24 protein-coding genes are annotated in these 24,946 nt (G+C 48.6%); 7 read left to right on the top strand and 17 right to left on the bottom strand.

Annotated features, from left to right (window positions below):
- Nucleotides 1-220 precede the first annotated feature (220 nt).
- The 7 genes from ACRYI5_RS06405 to ACRYI5_RS06375 all read right to left on the bottom strand — a co-directional run bounded on the left by ACRYI5_RS06405 (nt 221) and on the right by ACRYI5_RS06375 (nt 5,646).
- Nucleotides 221-565, bottom strand: a complete 345-nt coding sequence (locus ACRYI5_RS06405; protein ID WP_407880378.1) for a GIY-YIG nuclease family protein — start codon at nt 563-565, stop codon at nt 221-223.
- Nucleotides 566-574: 9 nt separating this feature from the next.
- The gene (locus ACRYI5_RS06400; protein ID WP_448224681.1) at nt 575-1,615 is read right to left on the bottom strand and encodes a hypothetical protein; all 1,041 of its coding nucleotides are present in this window, start codon (nt 1,613-1,615) and stop codon (nt 575-577) included.
- 37 nt (nt 1,616-1,652) lie between these two features.
- Entirely contained in the window at nt 1,653-2,798 is a 1,146-nt protein-coding gene (locus ACRYI5_RS06395) for an AAA family ATPase (RefSeq protein WP_448224680.1), read from the bottom strand.
- A 20-nt stretch (nt 2,799-2,818) separates the two neighbouring features.
- Nucleotides 2,819-3,262, bottom strand: a complete 444-nt coding sequence (locus ACRYI5_RS06390; protein WP_448224679.1) for a DUF6530 family protein — start codon at nt 3,260-3,262, stop codon at nt 2,819-2,821.
- Nucleotides 3,263-3,274: 12 nt separating this feature from the next.
- Nucleotides 3,275-4,030, bottom strand: coding sequence for a DUF2087 domain-containing protein (locus ACRYI5_RS06385; RefSeq protein WP_407880371.1), 756 nt, complete (start codon nt 4,028-4,030; stop codon nt 3,275-3,277).
- A 176-nt stretch (nt 4,031-4,206) separates the two neighbouring features.
- On the bottom strand, nt 4,207-4,674 hold the full coding sequence (gene greA, locus ACRYI5_RS06380; protein WP_448224678.1) for a transcription elongation factor GreA: 468 nt from the start codon (nt 4,672-4,674) through the stop codon (nt 4,207-4,209).
- A 120-nt stretch (nt 4,675-4,794) separates the two neighbouring features.
- Nucleotides 4,795-5,646, bottom strand: coding sequence for an alpha/beta hydrolase (locus tag ACRYI5_RS06375; protein ID WP_448224677.1), 852 nt, complete (start codon nt 5,644-5,646; stop codon nt 4,795-4,797).
- 153 nt (nt 5,647-5,799) lie between these two features.
- Between ACRYI5_RS06375 and ACRYI5_RS06370 the strand changes: the two genes are divergently transcribed.
- On the top strand, nt 5,800-6,780 hold the full coding sequence (locus ACRYI5_RS06370; RefSeq protein ID WP_448224676.1) for an aldo/keto reductase: 981 nt from the start codon (nt 5,800-5,802) through the stop codon (nt 6,778-6,780).
- A 64-nt stretch (nt 6,781-6,844) separates the two neighbouring features.
- Here ACRYI5_RS06370 and ACRYI5_RS06365 read toward each other — a convergent pair whose 3' ends face one another.
- Nucleotides 6,845-7,777, bottom strand: coding sequence for a YczE/YyaS/YitT family protein (locus ACRYI5_RS06365; RefSeq protein WP_448224675.1), 933 nt, complete (start codon nt 7,775-7,777; stop codon nt 6,845-6,847).
- A 229-nt stretch (nt 7,778-8,006) separates the two neighbouring features.
- On the opposite strand from ACRYI5_RS06365, the gene ACRYI5_RS06360 reads away from it, so the two are divergent.
- Entirely contained in the window at nt 8,007-9,131 is a 1,125-nt protein-coding gene (locus ACRYI5_RS06360; protein WP_448224674.1) for an acyltransferase family protein, read from the top strand.
- A gap of 35 nt (nt 9,132-9,166) precedes the next feature.
- Here the strand turns inward: ACRYI5_RS06360 and ACRYI5_RS06355 are convergent, their stop codons facing one another.
- The 3 genes from ACRYI5_RS06355 to ACRYI5_RS06345 form a co-directional block, all read right to left on the bottom strand.
- Complete coding sequence (locus ACRYI5_RS06355) at nt 9,167-10,237, bottom strand: YdcF family protein (RefSeq protein ID WP_448224673.1); 1,071 nt, start codon at nt 10,235-10,237, stop codon at nt 9,167-9,169.
- A gap of 396 nt (nt 10,238-10,633) precedes the next feature.
- Nucleotides 10,634-11,407: a (S)-acetoin forming diacetyl reductase gene (locus tag ACRYI5_RS06350; RefSeq protein ID WP_448224672.1), complete on the bottom strand. Its 774-nt coding sequence runs from the start codon at nt 11,405-11,407 to the stop codon at nt 10,634-10,636.
- Nucleotides 11,408-11,620: 213 nt separating this feature from the next.
- Entirely contained in the window at nt 11,621-13,261 is a 1,641-nt protein-coding gene (locus ACRYI5_RS06345; RefSeq protein ID WP_448224671.1) for a malolactic enzyme, read from the bottom strand.
- Between the two features lie 104 nt (nt 13,262-13,365).
- Here ACRYI5_RS06345 and ACRYI5_RS06340 point away from each other — a divergent pair, with 104 nt between their 5' ends.
- Nucleotides 13,366-14,244 (top strand): LysR family transcriptional regulator, encoded by an 879-nt coding sequence (locus ACRYI5_RS06340; protein ID WP_448224670.1) that lies wholly within the window; start codon nt 13,366-13,368, stop codon nt 14,242-14,244.
- A gap of 69 nt (nt 14,245-14,313) precedes the next feature.
- Here ACRYI5_RS06340 and ACRYI5_RS06335 read toward each other — a convergent pair whose 3' ends face one another.
- The 3 genes from ACRYI5_RS06335 to ACRYI5_RS06325 all read right to left on the bottom strand — a co-directional run bounded on the left by ACRYI5_RS06335 (nt 14,314) and on the right by ACRYI5_RS06325 (nt 16,592).
- A complete protein-coding gene (locus tag ACRYI5_RS06335) occupies nt 14,314-15,012 on the bottom strand; it encodes an ABC transporter ATP-binding protein (RefSeq protein ID WP_448224669.1) in 699 nt (232 codons plus the stop codon).
- A 12-nt stretch (nt 15,013-15,024) separates the two neighbouring features.
- A complete protein-coding gene (locus ACRYI5_RS06330; RefSeq protein ID WP_448224668.1) occupies nt 15,025-16,071 on the bottom strand; it encodes an ABC transporter permease in 1,047 nt (348 codons plus the stop codon).
- 80 nt (nt 16,072-16,151) lie between these two features.
- Nucleotides 16,152-16,592 (bottom strand): ArsC/Spx/MgsR family protein, encoded by a 441-nt coding sequence (locus ACRYI5_RS06325; RefSeq protein WP_407880351.1) that lies wholly within the window; start codon nt 16,590-16,592, stop codon nt 16,152-16,154.
- A 208-nt stretch (nt 16,593-16,800) separates the two neighbouring features.
- On the opposite strand from ACRYI5_RS06325, the gene ACRYI5_RS06320 reads away from it, so the two are divergent.
- Nucleotides 16,801-17,796 (top strand): aldo/keto reductase, encoded by a 996-nt coding sequence (locus ACRYI5_RS06320; protein ID WP_448224667.1) that lies wholly within the window; start codon nt 16,801-16,803, stop codon nt 17,794-17,796.
- Between the two features lie 89 nt (nt 17,797-17,885).
- Here ACRYI5_RS06320 and ACRYI5_RS06315 read toward each other — a convergent pair whose 3' ends face one another.
- Nucleotides 17,886-19,142: an oligosaccharide MFS transporter gene (locus ACRYI5_RS06315; protein ID WP_448224666.1), complete on the bottom strand. Its 1,257-nt coding sequence runs from the start codon at nt 19,140-19,142 to the stop codon at nt 17,886-17,888.
- A 14-nt stretch (nt 19,143-19,156) separates the two neighbouring features.
- A complete protein-coding gene (locus tag ACRYI5_RS06310; RefSeq protein WP_448224665.1) occupies nt 19,157-20,131 on the bottom strand; it encodes a glycoside hydrolase family 43 protein in 975 nt (324 codons plus the stop codon).
- A 230-nt stretch (nt 20,132-20,361) separates the two neighbouring features.
- Between ACRYI5_RS06310 and ACRYI5_RS06305 the strand changes: the two genes are divergently transcribed.
- On the top strand, nt 20,362-21,252 hold the full coding sequence (locus ACRYI5_RS06305; protein WP_407880382.1) for an ArsR/SmtB family transcription factor: 891 nt from the start codon (nt 20,362-20,364) through the stop codon (nt 21,250-21,252).
- A gap of 213 nt (nt 21,253-21,465) precedes the next feature.
- Here ACRYI5_RS06305 and ACRYI5_RS06300 read toward each other — a convergent pair whose 3' ends face one another.
- Nucleotides 21,466-22,104, bottom strand: a complete 639-nt coding sequence (locus tag ACRYI5_RS06300; RefSeq protein WP_407880347.1) for a TetR/AcrR family transcriptional regulator — start codon at nt 22,102-22,104, stop codon at nt 21,466-21,468.
- A 293-nt stretch (nt 22,105-22,397) separates the two neighbouring features.
- On the opposite strand from ACRYI5_RS06300, the gene ACRYI5_RS06295 reads away from it, so the two are divergent.
- Nucleotides 22,398-23,771, top strand: coding sequence for an Nramp family divalent metal transporter (locus ACRYI5_RS06295; protein ID WP_448224664.1), 1,374 nt, complete (start codon nt 22,398-22,400; stop codon nt 23,769-23,771).
- A gap of 38 nt (nt 23,772-23,809) precedes the next feature.
- Complete coding sequence (locus ACRYI5_RS06290; RefSeq protein ID WP_448224663.1) at nt 23,810-24,946, top strand: YhgE/Pip domain-containing protein; 1,137 nt, start codon at nt 23,810-23,812, stop codon at nt 24,944-24,946.

Below are 24,946 nucleotides of genomic sequence, written 5' to 3'. Positions count from 1 at the left end.
CCGGCAGACGCGAGTGTTTGGTGATCGAAATGTACAACAACTACCTTACACAAAATATTATAACGACATTTTGTGGAAATAACAAATCTAAGTCGCTAGATTTTGCTTAAAGATTCTCTGGTTAGCGTTTCATTTTGAACACTAAAATAGAAATCATGGTTTTTCATCTTTGGCCAAAAACACCTCAATGCCTTTAAAGATGCGCAGGTGCTAACGGCCGTTAATTATAGCCGCGGTCGCCGAATGGTTGAAGCTTTGCGAGCCATTCTTCACGGAGGTCCTTGAGGGTTTGCCGTAGGTTTAAAACATCCGCAGCGTCTTTTCGATACAGTTCCGTAAATTCAAAGTTCTCCCGACCAAACGTTTTCCAGTCGGCCTGAAGCTGGTGAACAGGAAAGCTCCCGTTATCCAGGTTCTGCTGATAAAATGACCAGCGATTCTTGAGGTTAGGGACAGCGGCAATGTAAATCTTCCCGTTTTGCTTATTTTTAATTTGGATGACGCCGTAGTAGACCTTGATCTGGGCGTATTCATCGAGTAATTGTTGTTTTCGTTGTGGATTCATAATGGCTCCTTAAATAAAGCGCATGACGGTGTGCACGAGATTGGTTGGTAACTTGTGAAGGTCAGTGAAGTCCAGGAAGTGGTCAGCACCGTAAATTTCCTTAAGGGTGGCAGCATCATCGCCCAGGGCCGCAGAAAGTAATGTACAACCACGACTGGTGGCGAGTTTAACCACGTCCTGTAGGTCGGCTTTTGCGAGTGCGCCGGTATAATTTGGTAACGCCCGGGGCTGGCCATCACTGAGGTTGAGTAATAATTTGGTTTGTTCCGGTCGGTCGGCTAGCTGATCTAAGAGGATGCGAAGGGCGCTACCATCACGATTATTATTAAACGCTTTGAGGTCCGCTAATCGTAATAACGCGGTGTCGTAATCATCAGCAAACGTCTTATAGGTGTAGATTGAGGTGGCCTCACGGGCGCTGATGTCTGCCGTGTCACCGCTGATAGCAAGTGGAATGTCCAATGCCCGACAAAAGGCGGTGAGGGTAAAGATGGCGGCCTGCTCATGAGCAATCCGGTCATCATCGACCATTGAAGCGGATTGATCTAACCGAACCGCAATCGCCAGGGTGGGCGCTTCGTTTGGGGGCCGTTTTTTGGTGAAGTAGCGAAAATCTTGATTCACGGTGCGCGTCGCGTCAAACGTTTGTCCGAATGGCTTCCCGTGAGCGACGGTTGTCGCACGCTGATGTTGTAAAATGCCCTGCATCTGACGAACAAGTTGGGTCATGATTTGCTGATTATCGGCTAGCAAAGCGTGCGCCGTTTTCATGCTGGCGTCCGTAATGTCCGGTGTATGGACGATGAGGCCCTCATGCGCGTGCATGGTGTGACGAAGGCTGGCTCTGGCCGTAAGGTTAAGCTCGTGTCGTTGTGACTTGGCGGCATTTGCATCAAGGTGTGGCCGGTGAAGCGTTATTCCGGCGTGAAAACTGGCGCGCGTTTGGGCCCGACCATGACGACTGTCAACGGTGAGACTGGCATCGCGGGATTGTGGCGCTGCCGTGGTTACTTGTTCGGCTTGACTAGGACGTGTGGCCTGTGCAGACACTGCTGGCGAAGCAGCAGAACTTGCGGCCGCCTGGTGGCTAGCGGTGCCTCGCCGAAGACGCTGGCGCAGTTGTTGCGGAAGATGCGGTGGGAGCCTGAGTCAAGGGCTGCTTGTCCGTGACCGTTTGGGGTGTTGATGGTCCTGTGGCCGCGGTTGGGTGAACGATGGCCTGCAAGTCAGTCCAGAGACCACTTGCGGCCAATGCATCATGCAACAACGCCAGTTCTGTTTCATCCGTGGTGATTTTATAGAGGACGAGTTGGTCAAAACCGGTGAGCAGATCAGTGAACGACGCGCTGGCGGCCCAGTACAGGTAACTCCGCATGCCGGCGACACCGCGAATCCCGTTAGCGGTCGCTGTTTCATCCAACAATCGAATGATTTCCGCCATGATGGTCAGGGCAGCTGTGGTGGTTGCCGTTGTTTTGGCTTGGGCACGGGCAACCATGACCGGAATGGTGGGTAAATCCATTTTTTCAGAATACTGCATCCGGTCACGGAGCGATTCGTTTAGTGGCCGATTCCCTTGGTAGTGCCGGTTAGTTGTCAAAACGACCACGGTGTCAGGATGACGGGGAATCTGTCCCTGCAAGGTTTCAAGTGTGCCGTTTGGCTCTAGGACAGCGTTTAAGGCGACCAGGACAGACGCATCACGAATGACGGTTGGTTCCTGAATTTCTAGCAGATAACCGTGTTGAACTGCGCGAACGATCTCAGACGGATAAAATTGGTAATGAACGGTCTGGTGCTGTTGTTCATACTGATCAAGGTACTGCTGGGTGGCAGCGGGCGTTAACCCCAAGTGCTCACCCAATTGGTCGAGAAGATCCGTTCGGGTCGTTGCTCGTTCGAAGATTTCTTGAATGGCGGTGTCACCATCCAAAACGGGAAGCAGCGCGCCAAGGACATCAGTTTTGTCCATGTCGGCAAAACAGGTAATCTTTGTGTAGGGAAGCTGAAAGTCAGCAGAGAGGGCTTTCGCGAGCTGGGTCTTCCCGGAGCCTGCGTCCCCTTCAAGGAGAAGGTTGATAATGCGTAATTCTGGTTGGTCCCAGGTGGCGCTGACGGTTGCCACGATACGGCGTTCCTGAGCACTCGTAACGTGTGTCGTCGGTTTATGCCAAATCATGGCCCGTTCGGCCGGGGTATAGGTGGTTCGTTGTTTGGTTAATGGTGCAGTCATAATGGGGTTACTCCTTCTTGCTAGTACCCCAACTTTGCAAGCTCGTCGCGCAACAGACGGTAACGTTCACCGTAGAGTTCGCCATCAGCTTGAAGTTGGTTATAGAAAAATTGAATGTCGTGGGCCAAGGTGTCGTTGTCTGTGGCAACGGTGATTGGGAAACTGGTGCCTTGTAATGCATGGCGGGCAATTTCCGGGTGGTCCGGATCGTAAAGTGCCGGTAGTTTGTAGGCGGCCTCTGAAAAGTAAGCGTTGGTGCTTAGAATTAATAGCGCCAGGTCTAAAATGCGGGTTGCGGGGACCGTTTTAGCTGGATCATCGTCCAGTTGAACCATGAGTTCCCCAGTTGTGGGCCGGGCACCGAGCGCGTCGCCATAGCTTGCGTGGTGAATTGTGGTCGCCTCTGTGGCGCGACCATCCGTTTGGGAAAAGTGTTGGTTATGTGAAATTGGTTGGTAAGTCATTTTGATTATCCTTTATTGTTTGCGTGGTGAAGTGACCCAGTAGTCGGCGCCGTCACGGGTCCGGCTAAGGAACCCGTAATCGATAAGGTAGCGGCGTAATGTGACGGGATCACTGGTGATGGTCTTCAGGTGGGCAGTAATGTCATGCTCATTCCAATGTTGATCAGTAGGTAAGTCTTGGGTGATGCGGTCTAAAACGATGATGATTTGTTTCTGCTTTTTCGGGATTTTTGTCAGCGTGAGGTGTCCGTTTTGCTCAGTAAAGGCCTCGGAAACGGTCGCTTGCCATTCTGCATTGGTAATGGCAAACCGATCATCAGGTTTTGCAACGTGTCCCGGTGTGGGGATGAGGCTGTCTGCTGAATCTGGTTGGACCTCAAAAACATTGTGGTACATGGCGAGGTACTGAAGTGCCTGCTTCGCCTTCTCCCGAAACGTAAACTTTTGGTGGCGGATGGTCGAGGCAGAAACACCAAGTGCTTTAGCAACGGCGGCATCTTTTTCACCGTTGGCAAAGGCGTCCAGTAGTTCCTGCTGTTTTTTGGTGAGTTGGTTGTATTTAGTGTCAGCATGAATAAGTTGCTGGGCGTTACCGCCGTGCACATCAGTGATGTGGTGGCGAATGGCCGGGGCAGCCGCATAGAATTGATCGCCAAATTGATAAACTTGGTCAGCAACAAATGCCGTCTCGCAGTAGTTGCAGTAGTAGGTGTCACCATCCCGGTGCCAGCCCTGTTCCATTTCTTCAAGTGTTTGATTGATTGACATTTTATCACCTCAATTGATAAACGTATTCTAAATGTGTTTACTATATTCGTCAACACTTTTTTGAAAACAGGAACAAATGAGCGACAAAAAACGCCTGACGCCCCAAACTTTGTGGGGAATCAGGCGTTTTCGTTTTAATGGTGCTTGAGTGATAGATCAGCTGAGGTGACAGTGGCCTAATTGTCAATTGCCGTCAGGGTAACGCGGTACGTGCCGTTTGGAGCGACAACGCTGACCGTATCACCAATAACATGATCCATGACCGCCCGGCCAAGCGGGGAGTCAAATGAAAGTTTGTTCTGGTTTAAATCGGCTTCAAACTTGCCGACAACTTGGTAACGGTCGGGGGCGTCATCATCATCAAACGTGAGCGTGATGGTAGAACCCACTTCCACGTGGTCCGTCGTTTCTGGCGTGACCACCTCGGCATACTGAAGCAATTTATTGAGGTAGCGCAGGCGGCTTTCAAGATGACGAAGGTCACGTTTAGCAGCGCTATACTCAGCGTTTTCGGAGAGGTCGCCCAGGGCGCGTGCCTCCTGGAGCTGTTTGATTTTGTGTGGCCGATCTAATTCAAGGGCAATGATGGCCTGCTCAATTTGGTGATAGCCAGCAGGGGTCATTGTGTTTACAGTGAGTATCATAATAAGATCCTTTAAAGTAATTAACCGGTTAATGGATTGTTGGGATTGATAAAAGATGGGCCATTCAGTTATTCAGAAGACTCCGTTAACCAGTTAACGAAACGGCGTTAACGGATAAGATTACTTACCCCATAAAAAGTCGATAATCAGCTTATTGACTGCTGCGTTGTTATGAAGGCGACTGTGCTGGGCGCCCTTACCGGTAATCATTTTGGCGGTGTAGTGCCGCGGCGTGGTACCAAGTAAGTATGCTAATGATTTTGAGGACACGTTGCTGACTCGACCGTCGGAGGCCGTCCCGTCGTTGAGGTTGCCGTAGACGTTAAGAACGCTAATCTGATTTTTGGGAAAGTTGGCTTGGTGCTTTAATAAATACCGGTATGAGTCGTTCATGCGAGTAGGCTGGCCATTACTTAACAGGTGGTTTTGATTGGCCTTATCGTCCATGCCAAGGATACCATCAAAGTGACCAGCTAACGCAACGTACTTGTTAAGTTGTGGCAGTGTCCGTTTTTGCCCGAAGCGCGCCTCATAGTACATGAGATCAAGGTTGCCCATGGAGTGGGCGACCACGTTGAATTGGGTGATATGATAGCGACGTTGAAGTGCCGTGACCACCCGTTTTAACCAGGTTGCATTTTGAAAAAAATGGCCATTTTTGTTGTCTTTAAAAATGACTTGAACCATGGGATTGACCTTTCCACGTTGCCAATGACCGCTCAGGGAAACGTTGCCGGAGTGGCTGACGGTTGCGGTTAGAACTTTGGTTGCAGCGCCGCTTGATTGCGCCGCGTTAATCATATCCTTTGTTGAAGATGAACCACCACCATAACCGTGAAGAAAAAGGGTTGGCGTTTGACTGTAGTGATAGTTGGCATTGTTTGGTTTACTGGCAGCATTTGTATGCCAGCTGATAAAACCAATAATGAAAACAAGAACAACGGTGACCAATGCACCAATAGCTTTACGCATGAATGATTCCCCCTCGTTAACGTTTATTGTAAGACACTCACCAAGTCGTGCCAACTGGGAACATGTTATTGAATTGATAAGAACTGGATCACTTAAAAAAAGTTGGAAAGTGTTAGAGTTAAAAAATAACTGATTTAAGGGAGGGCCCGTAACGTGGAATACCGAACGTTAGGTAAAACAGGCTTTGAAGTGAGCGAAGTGTCACTGGGAACGTGGCAACTAGGGGGGAAATGGGGGACGCGGTTTAACGAGGAAGATGCACGGGCAACACTTGATGCCGCATATGACGCCGGGGTCAACTTTTTTGATACGGCTGACATCTATCAAGATGGCGCAAGTGAAAAGGCAATTGGTGCGTTTTTAAAGGGGAAAGCTGGTAAGGTGCACGTTTCTACAAAGATCGGTCGGAAACTCGATCCCCACGTTGCGCGTGGCTACACGAAAGAGAATGTTGATAAGTTCATTGATGAATCTTTGCAGAATCTAGGGGTGGATTCATTAGATAACGTGTTGCTTCATTGTCCACCAACGGCGGTTTATTATGATCCCGAAGTGTGGTTTGAATTGGAGCGGTTGAAGCAAGCCGGAAAGATTCAAAACTATGGTGTTAGTGTTGAAAAAGTTGAAGAGGCCATCAAGGCCCTGGATTACAACATTTCAACGGTTGAGATCATTTTTAACATGTTTAGATTTCGGCCATCAAACCGGTTCCTTGAGATGGCAAAGGAAGCTAACGTGGGAATCTTGGCCCGGGTTCCGTTAGCATCCGGGTTATTATCCGGGAAGTACACGGCAACCACGCAGTTCGGAATGAACGATCACCGTTTTTACAATCGTGACGGGGCTGCGTTTGATAAAGGGGAAACCTTCTCAGGTGTTGATTACAAGACTGGGGTCAAGGCCGCTGATGAACTGAAGGAACGGTTAGGAACAGATAACTTGGCAGAAGTAGCGCTTCGCTGGATTCTGATGTTTGACGCGGTGTCGACAGTGATTCCTGGCGCCTCAAAGGCCAGTCAGATTGATCGAAACGTCAGTGCGGCGGATGCACCGGCGCTAACGGACGATCAGATGGCCATCGTCCGGGACGTTTATGATAAGTACATTAAGAACCCCGTTGAGTACCTTTGGTAATCCGGGATTTTAAACAAAATGACTGATTGCCCAGTAAGTGGCAGTCAGTCATTTTTGCTTGCAATTATTCAGGATGATCTTCGTTTAGCCGATGACGGCGGTGAACTTCGCTCTTCAACATTTCATACTGGGTGTCCATGTTGGCATAGATTTTTTTAGCGTTGTCCAAATTCTGTTTCGTGGTGTTTAAACGACCGGCTAGTTCTGCGTTTGAATAACCTGAGAGGTGTTGTTGCGTGTGAACGGTCATGGTGTAGGCCCGCGTAACGGAGCCGTAGCTGACTTTGCCGAGTTCCGCAATCTCAACGCCGATGCTCCGAACTGAGGGCGCGGTACTAAAACGTTGAATGCTGTTAATGGCGTGATCACTGACATGGACGTTCCAGTAGGTGATGAGTGGGCCGGTGAAAAAGGCCACAATAATGGTCGCAACGCCAACGGGACCACCAGCAAAAAAGGCAGCGATCATAAAAACAACGTCTTGGATAATGCGGGCCACGCGGTAATTAATGTGAAAGCGGTCAGACGCAATCGGTGCTAACGCATCATAAGGGGCAACGCCAAGGTTTGTGGACATGTACAACGAGGCGCCAAGTGTGAAAAGCAACAAGCCGATAATGGCGTTCGCTAAAATTGTAAAGAGGGTGACACGTTGTGGGAAAAAGGTTTGGTACAATGTCGTAAACCACTGAATTTCATAACCAACAAGGACCATGTTTAAAATGGTTCCAACGCCAATTTTCTTCCGATCGAATAGTAAAACAAGCACAAAAATGGCAGCGTTAGCGGTCAGCTGATAGGCGCCGAGGCTCCAACCAAAGTGATTGGCTAAACCGGTATTTAGCGCCGTAAACGGATCCAGGCCAACTTGGCCAGCGCGAAGCAGCGTTGTGCCAAGTGAGAGGATGGCGATGCCGAAAAAGGACATGATCGTCTTTAAAGTGAGGTTAACGGCCTTATTAACCTGCGGGTCTGTCGTTGGTGTTTCGCTTATCATGATGAAAACCTCCTGAGGACCAAAGTGACATAAATTAGGTTCCAACATAACAAAAAGTTGTTTTTGGTTTCAAGGGGGCCTGGCCAATTGGTCGACTAAACGAGTAAGATGAAACGTGAAGTAGCGCCGTGATGACGGGGCTGCGTTATCCAAGTGGTCTAATGATTAATAAAACGTTACGTTTGGGTGACAGGGACCGGTTAACCACGCGTGTGGCAGGAGGAGGTTAATGATGAATGAACAACAAACTGATGGTAACGCGGATTTAGGCGACGTGTTGAAAGTGATTGCTTGTACGGCCGTCATGGTGCAAACGGTTCTAGGGTTGGCTGTTCATGAGTCGCTAACCGCAACCCAGCAGACCTGGGTCATTGGCCTTAATGATCTGATGAAGTTTAGTGCGCCAGCCTTTATTTTTGGAATCCTGTACACAACGTCAAAAACGACAACGTTAACGACATTTCGTGGTGACTACTTGCCGTATCTCCAGACCCAATGGACGAAATTGATTGCGCCAACCATTTGGTGGACGGCAGTGTACCTCTTGTTAATGCCGGGAGAACAGGTCCACCATCATTATCATGATCTAGCGAGCTTTAACTGGCAGTTTATTAGTGGCAATGCCGCACCCCATCTGTGGTATAGCATCATGATGCTCCAGTTTATTTTGCTCATGCCGGGATGGCTCGGTGTCGGCAAGTGGTTGGATCACCGACCGCAACGCTGGGGGTTTGCGGCCTTACTGGTGATCCCGGTATACGTTTGGTGGGTCGCACTCTACGATGTCTCAGTGTTTAACGGGCCACGTGCGGCCAGCTGGTACCTGATGGATCGCCTCTTTATTAGTTTTGTTCCGTACGCGTTACTCGGCTTGTTTGCATGGTCCCACCGTGAACTGGTTTCAAAATGGTTGCTTCGCTGGTGGTGGGTGCTCATTATCGTTAGCGGTCTGACATGGTGGCGTATGAACGTCGAACTGAAAAGCTACGGGGTGCCCATTAATTTAGATAATGCGCCGTACCTAAAACCAACGACCGTACTGTATGCAGTGACCATGATTGGCCTCTTAAGTGCTGTGGGAAACTGGTTAATCGCGCATGGTGGCTGGCTTAATGGCAAAATTCACCGCTTGGCGCAGATCGCGTACCGCGCGTTTTTGGGTAATGTCTTCTGGATAAACTTGTTGTGGTGGGGAACCGCACGGCTTGGCTGGCACACGGCACTCGGTTTGCGAATGTTTGTGATTGTTGTGTGCGGATGGGGACTATCGTTTGGCGTTGCCGCTAATGGTGGCCGGATGAGCCGGTGGCTAATAACTAAACTAAATTTAAAGAATGAAGCAAAAAAACGTTAAGCTGCGCGGATTCAAACCGTGCAGCTTAACGTTTTTTATAACATGACCGGTAATAACAATCCAAGCCCCGCTACGAGAATGACAGAGCCGAGAAGGATCGCGTGCACCCACTTATGGCGGGTGAAGACCGCAATGTATTCACGGATGATGGCATTTGGAAGGAAGAAACGTGCGGTATGCGAGCCAATGCCGTCAGCCTTCACGCCCGCTTGCTTAGCAATTAAGCCGGCACGAAGCGTGTGGTAATTACTGGTCACAAAGATGGTGTTGGGCTGTTGATGATCGCCAATGTTGTGCATTAATTTGCGTGAAAAGAGCATGTTTTGAAGGGTATTTAATGAGCGGTCTTCCGCCAGGGCATGGTCGGCAGGAATGCCGTGTGCCACTGCATATTCGCGCATGGCCACACCTTCTGGCCGCGTCTCATTGCCACCCTGACCGCCCGAAAGAATGAGGATCGGGGCGACGCCGGTTGCGGCCCGCTGCCGCTGATAAAAACGAATGCCACGATCGATCCGCTGTGCGAGCAAGGGGGGCACGTCGCCACCATTGATCAGACCGCTGCCAAGAACGATGACGTATTGTTGATTCAGTTTGGGCCGGTTAAATTGGTAAAGGACGAGGACGGTCAGGTAGTTGTAGAACCAAAATAAAAGGTAAAAAACGACCAGATCGGTAATCATGGCGAAAAAGTTAAACCATCGTTGGGACAGAAAGTGACCCGCCAACCGGTCGATCAGCGGAATCAATAAAATGCCAAGTCCCAAGATGAGGGTGAGCATGTTCCCAACAGAATGACTTTCACGGCGCCAGACAACGGCCGCGTTCCAGAGAAGTAAGACACTTTGACCAAGAAAAAGCGCCATGATGGTTAGTAGAACAATGATAAATGGCACACCAAAGGCGATGATCAACAGGTGATTGTTGAGGTGTAAAATGCTTCCACCAAGGGCTGCGAGGGCTGTGTAAAAGGCAATGTTAAACCAAATTCCGTTGATGAGCCGCCGTTTTTCAATGTGCCAAGAAAGCGCAAAGCCGCCGGCAAACATAATGGCAATGAGCCACATGCTAAGTAGTAATAGCGTCGCTGAGTCATGAAGTTGCATAAAAGGTGGTTCCCCCCCAGTCAAATGATGGATTTTTGGGACCGACACCAGGTTACCGGCGCCGACCCCAAAAGTCCGTGTGTCGAAAAACGATTGATCACTTAAGAAGTGACCAATCGTTTCAAGGAAAATTTGTTTATTGAATCACGTTAGCGTTTCAGACGGGTCATTAGCCCCCAAAAAGGGATGCCCACATCATGAAAGCACCGATAAGTGTCATCGCCAACATCACGAGTGTGACACAAAGCCCAGCAAGATACCATAAGGCATGGTAAACGGTCACTTTATTCATCATCATTTCCTCCGTTACACTTCACCTTAAAGTGTAGTGACTGTGGTGGAGAAGTCAATCATAAACTACATAAAACGGAATAAAGTGGAAACAGCGCAATAATTTTAGTGGAAAACCATTCCGCCATCAACCGTAATCGTTTGCCCAGTGATGTAGTCAGAATCGCTGCTGGCAAGAAAACCAACCACGTTAGCGACATCTTCGGGTTCTGAAAGGCGTTTCAAAGCGATGTCCTTGGCGAATGTTTGCATGCCCCATTCGTCATCTTTACCCGCGTTTTGGCCCACTTCATGGGCGATGTCTAACATCATTGGTGTCCGGACGATTCCTGGTGCAAAGGCGTTAACGGTAATGTTCTCGTCAGCTAATTCCTTAGCGGTTGTTTGGGTGATTCCGCGGATGGCAAACTTCGTGGAACCGTACACCGTGAGGTTAGGGTTCCCGACTTCACCGGCTTGAGACGTTGCGTTAATAATTTTACCACCGTGATTTAACCGCTTCATGGCAGCATGTGCGGCCTGAGTGCCCCAGACAACACCACCAGTGTTGATCATGGTGACATTGGCCAGTTGTTCAGGCGTAACGTCGTCAATGGGTGTGGTTGGGGCAACCCCGGCGTTGTTGACCATAACATTTAGGTCGCCAAGTTGGGCCACTGTTTTATCAACGGCTGCAAAGACAGCATCGCGGTCAGCAACATCGGCAGCGATGGAAATGGCTGTTCCGCCATTTGCAATGATCTCTTCAGCAATGTGGTCAGTTTTTGATTTTGTCCGGCCAACAAGTGCAACGGCAAAACCATCATTAGCTAAACGACGGGCAATGGCGGCACCGATTCCCTGGCCGGCACCGGTAATAAAGGCAACTTTTTGTGTCATGGGAAAATCCTCTCTTTGACTTTGTGATTTTAATAACTAATCCCTAGTATAGGGGACACGCGGCAATAAGGAAAGGACGAATAAAAAAAGGTGTTGGATGGCAGGTTCGATTAGGAAATAAACAGGCAGAAGAAAAACGACTGGTCACCGGCATACCAGCGGATCAGTCGTTTTCAATTGAGCAGACCTCGTGGTGTGCAGGCGCTACCGCAACTATTTAATGGTTAGGGGTTGGTAGGCAGGGGTCCACTTCGTTTTAAGGACTGCTTCCTTAACGTCAGTAATGGGCCGCTGATTCAGGTGCTGGTCCACGGCGCTTTGAGCCACGGCCTCGGCCACCGTTTCGGAAAAGACACTGAGTTTATCGACAGGGGGCAAGACGGCAGCCCCTGGTTGGGTTGGATCAACGAGCCCACCGAGTGAGTGGGCGGCCTTACTGATCATCGTATCGTTTAGAACCCGGGCCGATGACGCAATCGTGCCGAGGCCCAGTCCCGGATAAACGAGGGCGTTGTTGGCTTGGCCGATGTGATAGGTCACCCCGTCGTAGACAACATCAGGGGTTGGAATCCCAGTTGCAATCAGTCCGCGTCCGGCCGTCCATTTAATGAGGTCGCTAGCGGATGCTTCAGCCAGTTTGGTTGGGTTCGACAACGGGAAAATGATCGGGCGGGGCGTGTGAGCAGCCATGTTTTTGATGATGGCTTCCGTAAACGTCCCCGGTTGGGTGGACGTTCCGACCAGAATGGTGGGGTGAATGGCGTCGACCACGGCGGCCAAGTTCGTGAGTGCCTCAGGATGAGCAAATTCACTGCGTTGGCGAGCAAATGGCCGTTGTTCCGGTGTCAGATCTGTCATGTCATCGAACAACAAGCCCTGTTTGTCGACCATGTAAAAGTGGCGACGCGCCTCATCCTCGCTGAGGCCCTGTTCAACCATTTCATCGAAGATGCGGTTGGCAATGCCGGCACCGGCCGATCCTGCGCCAAACGTTAAGTAAGTTTGGTCCGTTAACCGCTGTTTCGAAATGTTGAGAGCACCCAAAATGGCGGCTAACGTAATGATTCCGGTTCCCTGAATGTCATCATTAAACGTCACGTACTTCTGCTGGTACTTTTTAAGGATCTTGGCGGCGTTGTTACGACCAAAGTCTTCAAAGTGAAGGTACATTCCGGGAAAGAGGTCTTCGGCGGTCGTCACGAACTGGTCGATAAAGTGATCGTAGTCAGTGCCCTCAATGCGATGATGACGATTGCCAAGGTATAACGGATCGTTAAGCAAGGCCGCATTGTTGGTTCCGGTATCAAGGACAACGGGGAGGACCTTGTGGGGGTCAATGCCAGCGGCAGCGGTGTACACCATGAGTTTGCCGACAGAAATGTCAACGCCCTGGACGCCCCAATCACCAATGCCCAAGATCCCTTCGCCATCAGTCACAACGATGAGCTGAATGTCACGATCACCGGCCACGTTGAGCAACGTTTGGCGCATGCTACCGGGATCATCAATGGATAAAAAGGCGGCGTACTGGGAGCTTAAAAATAGTTCACTGTAGTTTTCGATGGTGTCTGCAATCGTGGGATCATAGACGATGGGCATGAACTCAACCACGTGCTGACTAAACAACTTGTAGAACAAAATCCGGTTTTCATTAAAGAGGGTCATGAGGTACAACCGTTTATCCAACATGGTTGCCTTGGCCTGGAACTGTGCGTAAACACGTTCAAGCTGGTTTTCAATGCTTTGCACTTGGGGCGGTAACAAACCGAGTAAACCAAACTGGCGGCGTTCCTCAGCCGTAAAGGCAGTGCCTTTATTTAAGAAGGGATCTTCTAAAATTTCTGTTGGTGTCATAAACAGTTCCTCCAAAATTACTTGATGTGGATAGGCTACAACGCTGTTATAATCATAGTCAAACGTCCGTTTTGATATAACCATTTTAAATATGGAGAGTGAATATGAATACACGTGATCTGGAATACTTTATGGCGGTCGCCAACCAACAGAACTTTTCTGCCGTTGCAGCACAATTCAACGTGAGCCAGCCAACAATTACGGTGGCCATTAAACGACTGGAAAAGGAGTTTGGTGACGTGTTAGTGCAACGCGATCGAACCCACGCGCTGGCCAAACTAACGACGGCCGGGGTGATCCTGCAAACTCGTGCTGAAATAATGCTCCAAAATCTGACGTTGGCACAACGAGAGATCGCACAATCACGGGCGACCACAATTCGTTTTGGGCTCCCGCCAATCATTGGAACGATTTACTTTCCAAAGTTGGCAGGGCGACTACTGTCGGACAACATTCTGTCACACTTGCGAACCCGTGAGGCAGGGTCGGATAAACTCTTGCAAGAGTTAGAGGACGGCGAGATTGATGTTGCCCTGTTAGGATCGGTACGCCCCTTACAGAATCAAACGTTGACCACCACACTGCTCGCACAGCGCCCCTTTAAGGTGATTGTGGGTCGGAATCATCGTTTAGCAACGCAAAAAACGGTGTCGTTTAGTGAGCTTGCCGAAGAAAACTTTGTGACGTTAACGGATAATTTTATCCACCCGGAGGCGCTTCAAAAATTCGCGGCCGCAAGTGGCATTGAACCACACGTTATTTATAAATCACCAGACATCCCGTTGATCAAAGGGCTAGTGGCGGAAGGCTTAGCGGTCAGTCTTTTGGTTGGCGACGCCATTTTCGAAAGTGACGACGTGGTGGCTTTAGAAATTAGTGATCCGTTGACAATGCGTTTTAACATTTCGGTAGCTTACCGAAAGGGCTTTGTGCCGACCACGGCACAACAACGGTTTATTGACGACCTTGCGCTTATTCAGTAAGCTCATTTTGAACAAAAATAACCCCCTGAACTTGGCATTTGCCGAGTTCAGGGGGTTCATATTTATTGATTATGAGGGTGTTTTGTCGGCGGCCTGAACTAAACTCAGGTGACCGTCCTGAATTTTATAAACGGCGTCACTTTCGGTAGTGAGACGTTCATCGTGGGTAACCATGATGATGGCCGTCTGCCGTTGGTGAGCTTGCTCAATGAGCCGCTTAACGACATCAAAGGACCGGGCGGTGTCCAAACTAGCCGTTGGTTCATCCGCTAAGATGAGTTCTGGCTGGTGATAGAGGGCCTTGGCAATGGCCACCCGTTGGCGTTCTCCACCAGACAGTTCGTTTGGATAAACGCGTTCTAACCGTTTAAGCCCCAGTTGGTCCAATAAGTCACGCATGTGGCTTAACTGGAAGGGCCGGTGTGCCAGTTTATCGAGTGCTTTAAACTGTTCGGCAACGGTAAGGTATGGGATTAAGTTTGAGCCTTGGAGAATAAACCCGACGTGGTCAAACCGGTACTGAAGCCGTTGCTTCTCCGATTGGGTCGCTAGATCGGTGTCGTTTAAAAAGACCTGGCCGTGCGTTGGCAACTGAAGGCCAGCGGCAATGGTGAGTAACGTGCTTTTTCCGGAGCCAGACGGGCCGATGATCGAAATGAATTGGCCCGGTTCAACACTCATGCTGGCATCCTTTAATGCGGTCACCGCGGTGTGATCTTTCCCGAATTGTTTTGTAACATGATTTAATTTTAAGACTGCTTGAACCATAAACGTAACCTCCTAACCAATGGCTGTGACGGGGTTGATCCGGGCAATGGTTCGCCAAGAACAACAAGCGCCAAGAAGGGCGGCAACGACAAGGAGCACACTGTAGATTCCAAGCTGCGTGTAATCGAGGGCAAACGGCATGCCAGTTGGGGCGATGACGCCAACACCACCGGCTAAAAGAAGCCCGATGAGGACACCGACCACACTAATGATGGCAGCCTGAATGATAACACTGGCGAGGATGTGTGTGGTGCCGATCCCCTCAACCTTTAGGATGCCAAAGAGGGCCTGCTTTTGAAGGGTCAAGATGTACATAAAGATCCCAATGATGGCCAGTGACATGGCCACTAAAAAGTAGATCATGGTGTTTAAGGTTGCTTGTTCAGCAGTGTAGCCAGGAAGGTGCTGAATGAATTCAGCGATGGGCAACTTTTGAAGGCCCTTTGAATTCGTCAAAGCGTGATTATTCTTCATCACAACGGCATTGACCATGGTCGTTGGGCTGTTGGTCAGCAGTGAGAACGTTTCGAGATCAGTATAGACTGTTGGGGTAATGCTGTACGTGCTGGCTTGGTAATCACCAACAACGGTAAACGTTGTGGCATTGGTGCCAAAGCGCAGTTTGTCACCCACCTTAATGCCCTGTTGCCGTAAATTATCCGAAATCAACAATTCTCGCGAATGCTGCAGGGTGCGGCCATGGTTAATTGATGGGATAATAAACGCCTTTTTTTGGGTCGCTAAAACAGCCACGTTGATCTTCTTGCCGGAGCCTGTTCGTAAAACGGTGTTAGCAACACTCAACGGTGCAACCGTTTTGGGATCCGTCTGGTTCGTGGCTGTCAACGGAATTTGTGACGCATTCAATATCTTGTTTGCCGTTTCATTCAGATAAACGTTTTGAGCGTTCCACTGATCAACGGCCAACCGGTTTCCCTGAGAGAGACCGTTAGCAAGGCCAGCTAAAATAAAAACAACAACGGCAATCAGTGTCATGACACCAGTTAATAGCGTAAACCGAAGCCGTTCGTAGCGCATTTCTTTCCAACCAAGGTACATGTCGCGCACCTCCCCATGTTAGTTATCAGGTGATAAATATAGTTACACCTAATGATAACCGAGGTTAAATCAGAGCGCAATTAATCCGTCTGTCGGGGTGGTTGATCAGTCAGACTTGATAAGCGAACAAGCAAGTCATGATGACGTTCTTGTCGTGTAACGAATGTCCGAATCATTTCGTCGGAATACCCCGTTTGAATGAGGCATTGTGACCGATTAAAAATAATTGGAAACCGCAACATGCTTGGCTGTGCTTCAATTGCCCGAATCAGTTCAGTAAGGGGCAACTCATCAATGTTATGCTCACTGGCTAAAACTTGGTAGGCGTGCGAATGGGGGGCCAGCAGATCCTCAACCCCATTTTCCGATGCTGTTAAAAGTTCTTTGACCGGAACCGGCGTTAATTTTGGTTGCGCTGGATGAACGCGATGCTCATGAAAGGCGACCTGGTGGTCAGTAAGCCACTGAATCGCTCGCCGTGATGGTAAGTTAGATGGAATCGTATAGATATCGATCATCATGCTGTAACCTCGAATCGTAATCAATTGACTACATGATAATAATTATTTGTAAACATAGCAAACGTTTTACCTAGTTAACGGTTAATTTTATCAAAACGAAAGATAAGTGCGCAAGCTGAATTGACAAGCTTTAATAATGTAAGCGCTGACTTAATTTATTAAAACGATTATACTGACGATAATGATGGGTAATATAGGAGGTAACTGAATGAACTTAGCAAACAAAGACCGATATGAGTCGATGATGTACCGGCGAGTTGGCAAGAGTGGCTTAAAATTATCAGTGCTTGGTTTGGGACTCTGGCATAATTTTGGCAACGTGGATGTTTATAGCAACCAACAAGCAATTGTTCGAACCGCCTTTGACGCCGGGATAACGTATTTTGACCTAGCCAATAATTACGGACCAGAACCTGGGAGTGCGGAAGAAAACTTTGGCCGCATGATGAAAAATGATCTTGGCGCTTACCGGGATGAATTAGTGATCGCGACCAAGGCGGGGCACCGAATGTGGCCTGGCCCTTATGGTGACGGCGGTTCCATGAAAAACATTCTGGCGAGTGCTGATCAAAGTTTGAAGCGGATGAATTTAGACTATGTCGACATCTTTTACTCACACCGTCCTGATCCAGAGACGCCGGTGGCGGAGACTGCGTATGCCTTGGATAAATTAGTTCATCAGGGAAAGGCACTGTACGTTGGGATTTCTAAGTATGATGTGAACCAAACGGCTGCGATGGAAGCTGTCTTTCAGGACCTTCACACGCCCTACATTGTGCATCAGGATCGCTACAATTTATTGGACCGTCAGTTTGAACAGCAGTTACTGCCAACGTTAGCAGAACGAGAAACGGGTGTTGTGACGTTTAGTTCGCTCGCGCAGGGGCTATTGACGGGTCGGTACTTAAACGGAATTCCAGAAGATTCACGGGCGCACCGGTCAGACAGTCCGTTTCTCCATGAAGATCAGGTGGCAAAAACGTTGACCCTGGTGCGGGCGTTAAACGATCTCGCGGCGAACCGTGGTCAAACGTTGGCGCAAATGGCATTATCCTGGTTGTTAAATCATCAAGAGGTGACCAGTGTCTTAGTGGGCGCGAGTCGGCCGACTCAATTGACTGACAGTTTGCAGGCGTTGAAACACATTGATTTTACGCCGGAAGAGCTGGCAGAAATTGATCGGTTAACGTTGGCAGAATCGTAAAGATAAGTGAAATCTAAAAAGGCTGATCTCCCGGGTGGGAGGTCAGCCTTTTAGCAGTGTTAATCACGTTCGATTAAGCGCTTACATTTTCACGAGACGGAATCGGTTGGGGCGCTTACTTCACCAGCCTGAACAGGATCTTCCTTTTTGAGGGTAAACGCTGCGAACAGGGTAATGGCAAAGACCAGAATGCCCATCCAAATGTAGGTATGTTGGTAGCCAATGACATCGTACATTTTGCCGGCAACAGAAGAAAAGATGAAGACGGAAATTTGTTTGGCAAAGTTTGATGCAAGGGCGTAAACCGTTGCGTATAAGCGAATGTCGAAGGCACCAGCAATGTACTTCATGATCGAAGTCAGTAACAGTGGCATTTCCAATCCAGCAATCAACCGGAAGAAGACGATCCAGCCCCACGTTGGTGATAGGGCAGATCCAAGGATGCGGATGCAGGTCAGAAAGCCGTAGATGATTAATCCATGCTTGGCACCAATTTTATTGATGATCCAGGGCATTGGGAACATGAGTAAGAATTCGATGGCTGTTTGGCCAGAGGTCATGTAGCTGTAAACTAACGTTCCTTGAGAAGCGGTGTGGAAAAACGTCTTGAAGAAAATGATGAACTGTTGATCGAAAACGTCGTAAACGGCTGATGCACCCATGTAAAAAATGGCAAGGTACCACAGGTTTTTGATTTTAAACACGTTGGCAACGGTTTTCATGTCCAATGAGTTAGAGGTATCACCTGCTGCTGCGGCGTTATCCAGGTCAACCTTGTCACTGAAAATAAGCAGGCCCGTTAAGATAATTGCGGCAACGGTACAGGCCCAGAAAATTGAGTTGGGGTGCCAGAGAAACAGCCGTCCGGCAATGAGTGAGGCGACAACACCAGCAACAGAACCGCCGACCCGTGAGTGAGCGTATTCAAAGTGGTTAGCAAGACTAGCCCGTTGAACGTACTGCTCAATGACGGAAACCCCGCCGTTTAACACAAAGCTAAGGAAGGTCCCAGTGACAAGCGCAACAAGGAATGAATTGATGTGTAACAGCGGCATGAAGAGCCACTGGAAGTACGGGCCAATAAAGATGGCAACAATGGCGATTAACAGGACAAGGTTCTTTTTGAAGAGGAGTTTGTCGGAGACAATCCCGAAGACCGGTTGGAATAAGAGCGAGATGCCGGCCATCATTGAGAAGACGGCACCAGATTCCGTCCCGTTGAGGTGACCAACTTGCTCTAACCACAGCGTTAAGTAACCGTAAATGGTCGCCCAAATGAAGAAATAGCTGAAGTGCGTCAGGGGAAATCCCCAGAAGTGTTTGGTTGATTTTTGTTCAGTTTTCATGTGAATGTTTGCCTCTATTCATAGTTGTATGGCACGGGTTTGCCGAAGTGAGGGGTTCCGTCAGTATTCCAGGTGAATGCTTGGATCTTTGTGTGACGGTTAGGATCGTACAAGGGATCACCGGTGATGTCGGTGTAGTCGCGGCAGTGGTACACCAAGATGTCTGTAACACCGTCTTCCGCCACCGTAAATGAGTTATGGCCGGGGCCGTATTGGTGGGTAGCGGGGTCACTTTGAAAGACTGGGGTGGTCTGTTTATGCCAGTTGGCGGGGTTCAACAAGTCGGCGTCGTCTGCGATGGTCAACATGCCCATGCAGTAGTTTTCATCCGTGGCACTGGCTGAATACGTGAGAAAGAACTGACCGTTGCGATGAAGGACTGCGGGCCCTTCGTTGACCCAGAAACCACGCGTTTCCCAGTCAAGTTCTGGTTTGGAAATCATGACCGGCGCTGTTTTCAGGGTCCACGGATTGCTCATCTCGGCAATATAGAGGTTGGAATTGCCGCGGATGGCGGGATCTTTTTGGGCCCAAACGTAATACAAGGTGTTATTTGCGGTAAAACAGGTGGCGTCAAGGGCAAATGAATCCAGTGGTGTGCTTACTTGGCCACGTTCCTGCCAATCCGCTTCACTGTGCATTGGGTCAACGGCGTCACATTCCAGGCAGAACATCCGGTGTTGGAACATTCCGTTTGCATCAAAGGCGGTTGTTTCGGCAGCCGCAAAATGGATGAACCATTTGCCATCAATGAAGTGAAGTTCTGGAGCCCAAATTAGCTGACTCATGGGCCCACGGTCGTGTTTTTGCCAAATGGTGCGCGGGGCTGCATGGGCTAAACCGGCAAGTGTCTTTGCTCGCCGCAGTTCGATGCGGTTGTAAGCTGGGACAGAAGCCACAAAGTAGTAGTTTCCATCCGAATGGCGATAGATGAACGGATCAGCACGTTGAACAATGAGTGGGTTGGTATACTGTGGTGAATAAGTCATTAAGTTATGTTCCTTTCGTGTTACTCATAATGGTTGGGGACTTGTGCACAAGTTCAGAATAAATGGCAAATTAACCGCTTACAATAGTGTTTATGTTGTTTTAACTGATAAAGTCGCTGAACAAAAGTGTTTATGTTGCTTTAAAAGACTAACAAACCGTTTAATATTATGTTAAAATGATGTTAATGTTGTTTTTAAGAACGAAACAAAGGAAAAGGTTGGTGTTGATGATGGAGCTCGATTTATCTGATGCCGCATTAAATGCATATAAAGCGCTGGCGAGTTCGGTCCGGTTGGAAATCTTACGAAAGCTGTCTTATAAGAAGCTAAGCGTGCAAGACTTAGCGACGGAAATGGGCTTGAGCAGCACGATCATCTTGATGCATTTAAACAAGTTGGCAGAAGCAGGATTGATCGAATTTGAACGGATTGGTCATAACAAGGTGTCACGGCTTAAAGTGGATCACATCAATGTGAATTTCCCTCAGGAAATCTACACGGCGTTTTCGGTTTACACGACGCAAGTTCCGGTGGGGCACTACACCAATTTTTCCGTAACACCATCATGTGGTTTAGCGGGTAAGACGGACTACATTGGAAAGGTCGATAATCCGGCCTACTTCATGGACCCGGAACGAATTCATGCGGGGATGATTTGGTGGACCGAGGGCTTCGTTGAGTACCAGTTTCCGAATTATTTGAATAAAAATGACCAGTTAGAGATGATCGATTTATCGATGGAGTTGGGATCAGAATTTCCGTTTTCAAACAATGTGTGGCCCTCAGACATTACGTTTGCAATTAATGGTCACCGGGTCGGGGCGTGGACAAGTCCTGGCGATTTTTCCGACACGCGGGGGAAGTACACGCCGCTGTGGGTTCCGGATAATGTGAACCAGTACGGCATGCTGAAGGTATTACGAATTACCAATCACGGGAGTTATCTGGATGGGCAACCATTTTCGGAGGCCTCGTTGGACGACTTGAAGGTCGATGGCGATACGGTGACGGTTCGCTTTGAGGTGGCGAAAAATGCGGAACATCCGGGCGGGTGTACGTTGTTTGGTCATGGCTTTGGAAATTATAATCAGGATATTGAAATGAAGATGTTTTATAGTTAGAGAGCGAAATTGCCCGCGGTAGGCCCCCCTCATCTAACCCCACCAACGCTTATGGACGGTTTATGTCCATGAGCGTTGGTGGGGTTAGATGAGTAGTGGACCTGCGGGCAATTTCGCGTTTTCGGGAGCAAACAGGGTAAAACGAAATGATGAGCATCTAAAAAAGACCATCGTTAGAATTTTTTTCTAACGATGGTCTTTTTGCTGTGTCCGTTAATCGCGGGCGAGCCCTTTTGTCAGGGTGTCCACGGTGTGGTTAATGATTTGCGGGGTGATCGGCTGGTTGAGGAAAAGGTTCCCAAGAATCAGGCCACTGGCACCCGTGATAATTTGATGAATAATGTCGTGGTTTGGCCAGTTGACAAGCATGTGGTTGGCCTTAAGGTCATCGAGCTCTTGGTCTAAGCTGGCCCAAAATGAAGCAGGAATGTTGCCAATCATTTTATCGCGGGTTGCTTGATTATAAGCCAGTTCGGCAATCAAAATTTTAATAACCTTGCGATTAGCCAAGAGAATCTCAACGCGGGTTGTAATAAACGTTTCCAAAAACGCGTGGAGGGTCAAGTATTCAGTTTGTGTTTGATCCGCAAGCAACTCCGTCATGGTATTGGGGAAAATGGAGGAAACAACGGGGTCGATAATGGCTGTTAATAGCCCCCGCTTGTTTGTGAATTTGCTAAAAATATTACCTTCTGAAACGCCGGCCCGAGTCGCAATCTCCTTGGTACTGGAGTTTGAATACCCCTTTTCTGAAAAAACGTCGATGGCAGCAACAAAAATTTGAACTTGTTTGTCCGTATAGTCGGTCAACGCGTGAGCGTCTTGGTAAAGGCGCAGTTCTGGATGTTCCATGGGTGGACTCCTTTAAAATCGATGTGAGTTGATATGACTAGTATACCGCAAATTTACGTTGATAAATGGGGTTCATTCAAGGGAAAAATATTTTTAATTGAGCACTCACTTATTTCGTTTGATTCAACAAGTCGTTTCCGTAATCAACCATTATTGCCTTTTTATAGGTGTTTTTAGGAATGGCTAAAAAATGTTTGACACACATTCAAACCCGTGTATAATGATTTTTGGAAAGAATGTTGAGTGTTTACTCAATCCTGAATTTCTAAACCAATAGAAAAGAGGGCTTGCACATGAAGCGTGTTGCCATGAACGAAAAAGAATTGCGATTTGAAGAAAAGGCGGTTGGAGAAAAGAGTTTAAACGAAATTAACGGCAGTGTTCAGGTTCCACAAAACGCTGGCTTCTGGCGGACGTTGTGGACATACACCGGACCGGGCGTGCTGATTGCGGTTGGGTACATGGATCCGGGTAACTGGATCACATCGATCGCCGGTGGCGCACAGTTTAAGTACCGGCTACTGTCAGTCATTTTACTATCAAGTTTGGTGGCCATGCTTCTTCAAGCGATGTCAGCACGGTTGGGTATCGTCACGGGGAAGGATTTAGCGCAACTCACCCGGGAAAAGACCTCAAAGAAGATGGGCATCTTTCTCTGGATCATCACAGAATTAGCCATTATGGCAACGGATGTTGCTGAAGTGATTGGCTCTGGAATCGCTTTGGAACTGATCTTCAAGATTCCGTTGGTGGCTGGGATCATTATTACAGCGGCGGACGTCTTGCTACTACTACTTCTGATGAAGCTCGGGTTCCGCAAGATTGAGGCCATTGTGGCAACGTTGGTCCTGGTGATCCTGTTGGTCTTCTTATATGAGGTACTGTTATCCAACCCAAGTGTTAACCAGATCATTGCTGGGTATGTCCCAACGCCATCACTGATCAGTAACAAGTCCATGTTGTACTTAGGTCTAGGAATCGTTGGGGCAACGGTTATGCCACACGACCTCTACCTTGGTTCATCCATCTCACAAACCCGGGCCGTTGACCGGAAGGACCGCGGCGCCGTTGCTAAGGCCCTGAAGTTCACCACGATCGACTCAAACATGCAACTGCTTTTGGCCTTCGTCGTGAACAGTTTGTTACTGATTCTGGGCGCTTCATTATTCTTCGGTACAAACAGCAGTGTTGGGCGGTTCGTCGATTTGTTCAACGCACTGAGCAATAACCAAGTGGTCGGCGCCATTGCCAGCCCAATGCTCAGCATGTTGTTCGCCATTGCTTTACTGGCTTCAGGGCAAAGTTCAACCATTACGGGAACGTTATCAGGACAAATCATCATGGAAGGGTTCATTCAGCTAAAAATGCCAATGTGGGCCCAACGCCTCATTACCCGTGGTTTGTCAGTCCTGCCAGTGTTAGCCTTCGCCATTTACTACCACGGTGACGAAGCAAAGATTGAAAACCTTCTAACGTTTTCACAAGTATTCTTAAGTGTCGCCTTGCCATTTGCGATTGTCCCACTAGTTATTTTCACCAGTGATAAAAAGCTCATGGGAGAGTTTGCAAATCGGCGGTGGGTTCGGCTCACCGCTTGGGTGATCACGATTGTCCTAGTCACCTTAAACGTTTACCTGATTCTTCAAACAATGGGGATTATGAAGTAAGCGGTCGGATAAAACGAATTAGAAAAGAGGAAACGTCAATGTTTAAAAATAAATTTTTTGGATTTGCCATTATTGCTGGTTTGTTACTCACGCTGATCCTGGTTATTGCCCAACTACCGGTGGCAAAAGCAAAGCTTCAGGATGCACCCGTTGCGGTCGTTAACTTGGACAAGGGGCCCATGGGAAAACAGATTACTAAAAAGATGTTAAAGATGAACCATAAGTCTGGTACAAAGGCCTTGCACTGGCGCGAATTTAAGTCAGAGACGGCAGTTAAACGGTCGATGAAAGAACAACGTTACTATGGTGCATTGGTTATTCCAAAAGACTTCTCACAGTCAATTACGTCGCTTGCCAACCCAACGGCGACCGGTAACGCCAGCATTAAGGTGATGGTCAATGAAGGAATGAACAGCACACTAAGTGCGTCAGTTAAACAAGTGCTCACAGGAATTGTGAACGGGATCGGAAGTGGCATGCAAACAACCATGCTGGCAAACTTCCAGAAGTTAAACGTCCCAGTTCCGGCCGCCGTTGCGGCAAAGTTGGCTCATCCAATTACCGTTAAAACGGAGTCCCTAAACAAAACAACGGGCTTGGCCGCTGCTAGTTCTGTCTTCTTCCAGCCAATCTGGTTATCAAGCCTCGTAATGAGCCTACTGATTTTCTATGCAGGCCGTGGCAAGGTAATGTTACAACGGCGGGAACGGTTACAGTTTAAATTGACGCAGATGACGGTTGCCGCAGGGTTAGCATTGATGGCAGGCACGGTGACCGCCGTTTACGCACAGTGGATTTTAGGCTATGACTTTAGCCACTTCATGCCACTGGCAATGTTCCTTTCAATGGCAAGCTTCGCCTTCATGATGTTGTTCTCAGGCGTCATTACGTGGTTAGGAATCGCTGGGGTTGCGGTCTTTGGGCTGTTACTGTTCTTCTCTGCACCACTCATGCAATTGGCACCAGAAATGATTCCCCACTTCTATCAACAGTGGATCTTACCATGGTTGCCAATGCGATTCTTGTTTGATGGCGCTCGTGACATGTTGTACTACAACGCTTCCTTCTGGAATTCGGCAACAAGCGCCCTGGTCGTTATTTTGGCTCTCGGCATGGCAATGTTTGTCTCAGAATTATGGGCACCAAAGCACCGTCGCACGGCAATGGCAAAGTAA

It is taken from the genome of Furfurilactobacillus sp. WILCCON 0119, from assembly GCF_053471565.1.
The sequence above is the reverse complement of the archived record's forward strand: the minus strand, read 5'-3'. Positions and strand labels throughout refer to the sequence as shown.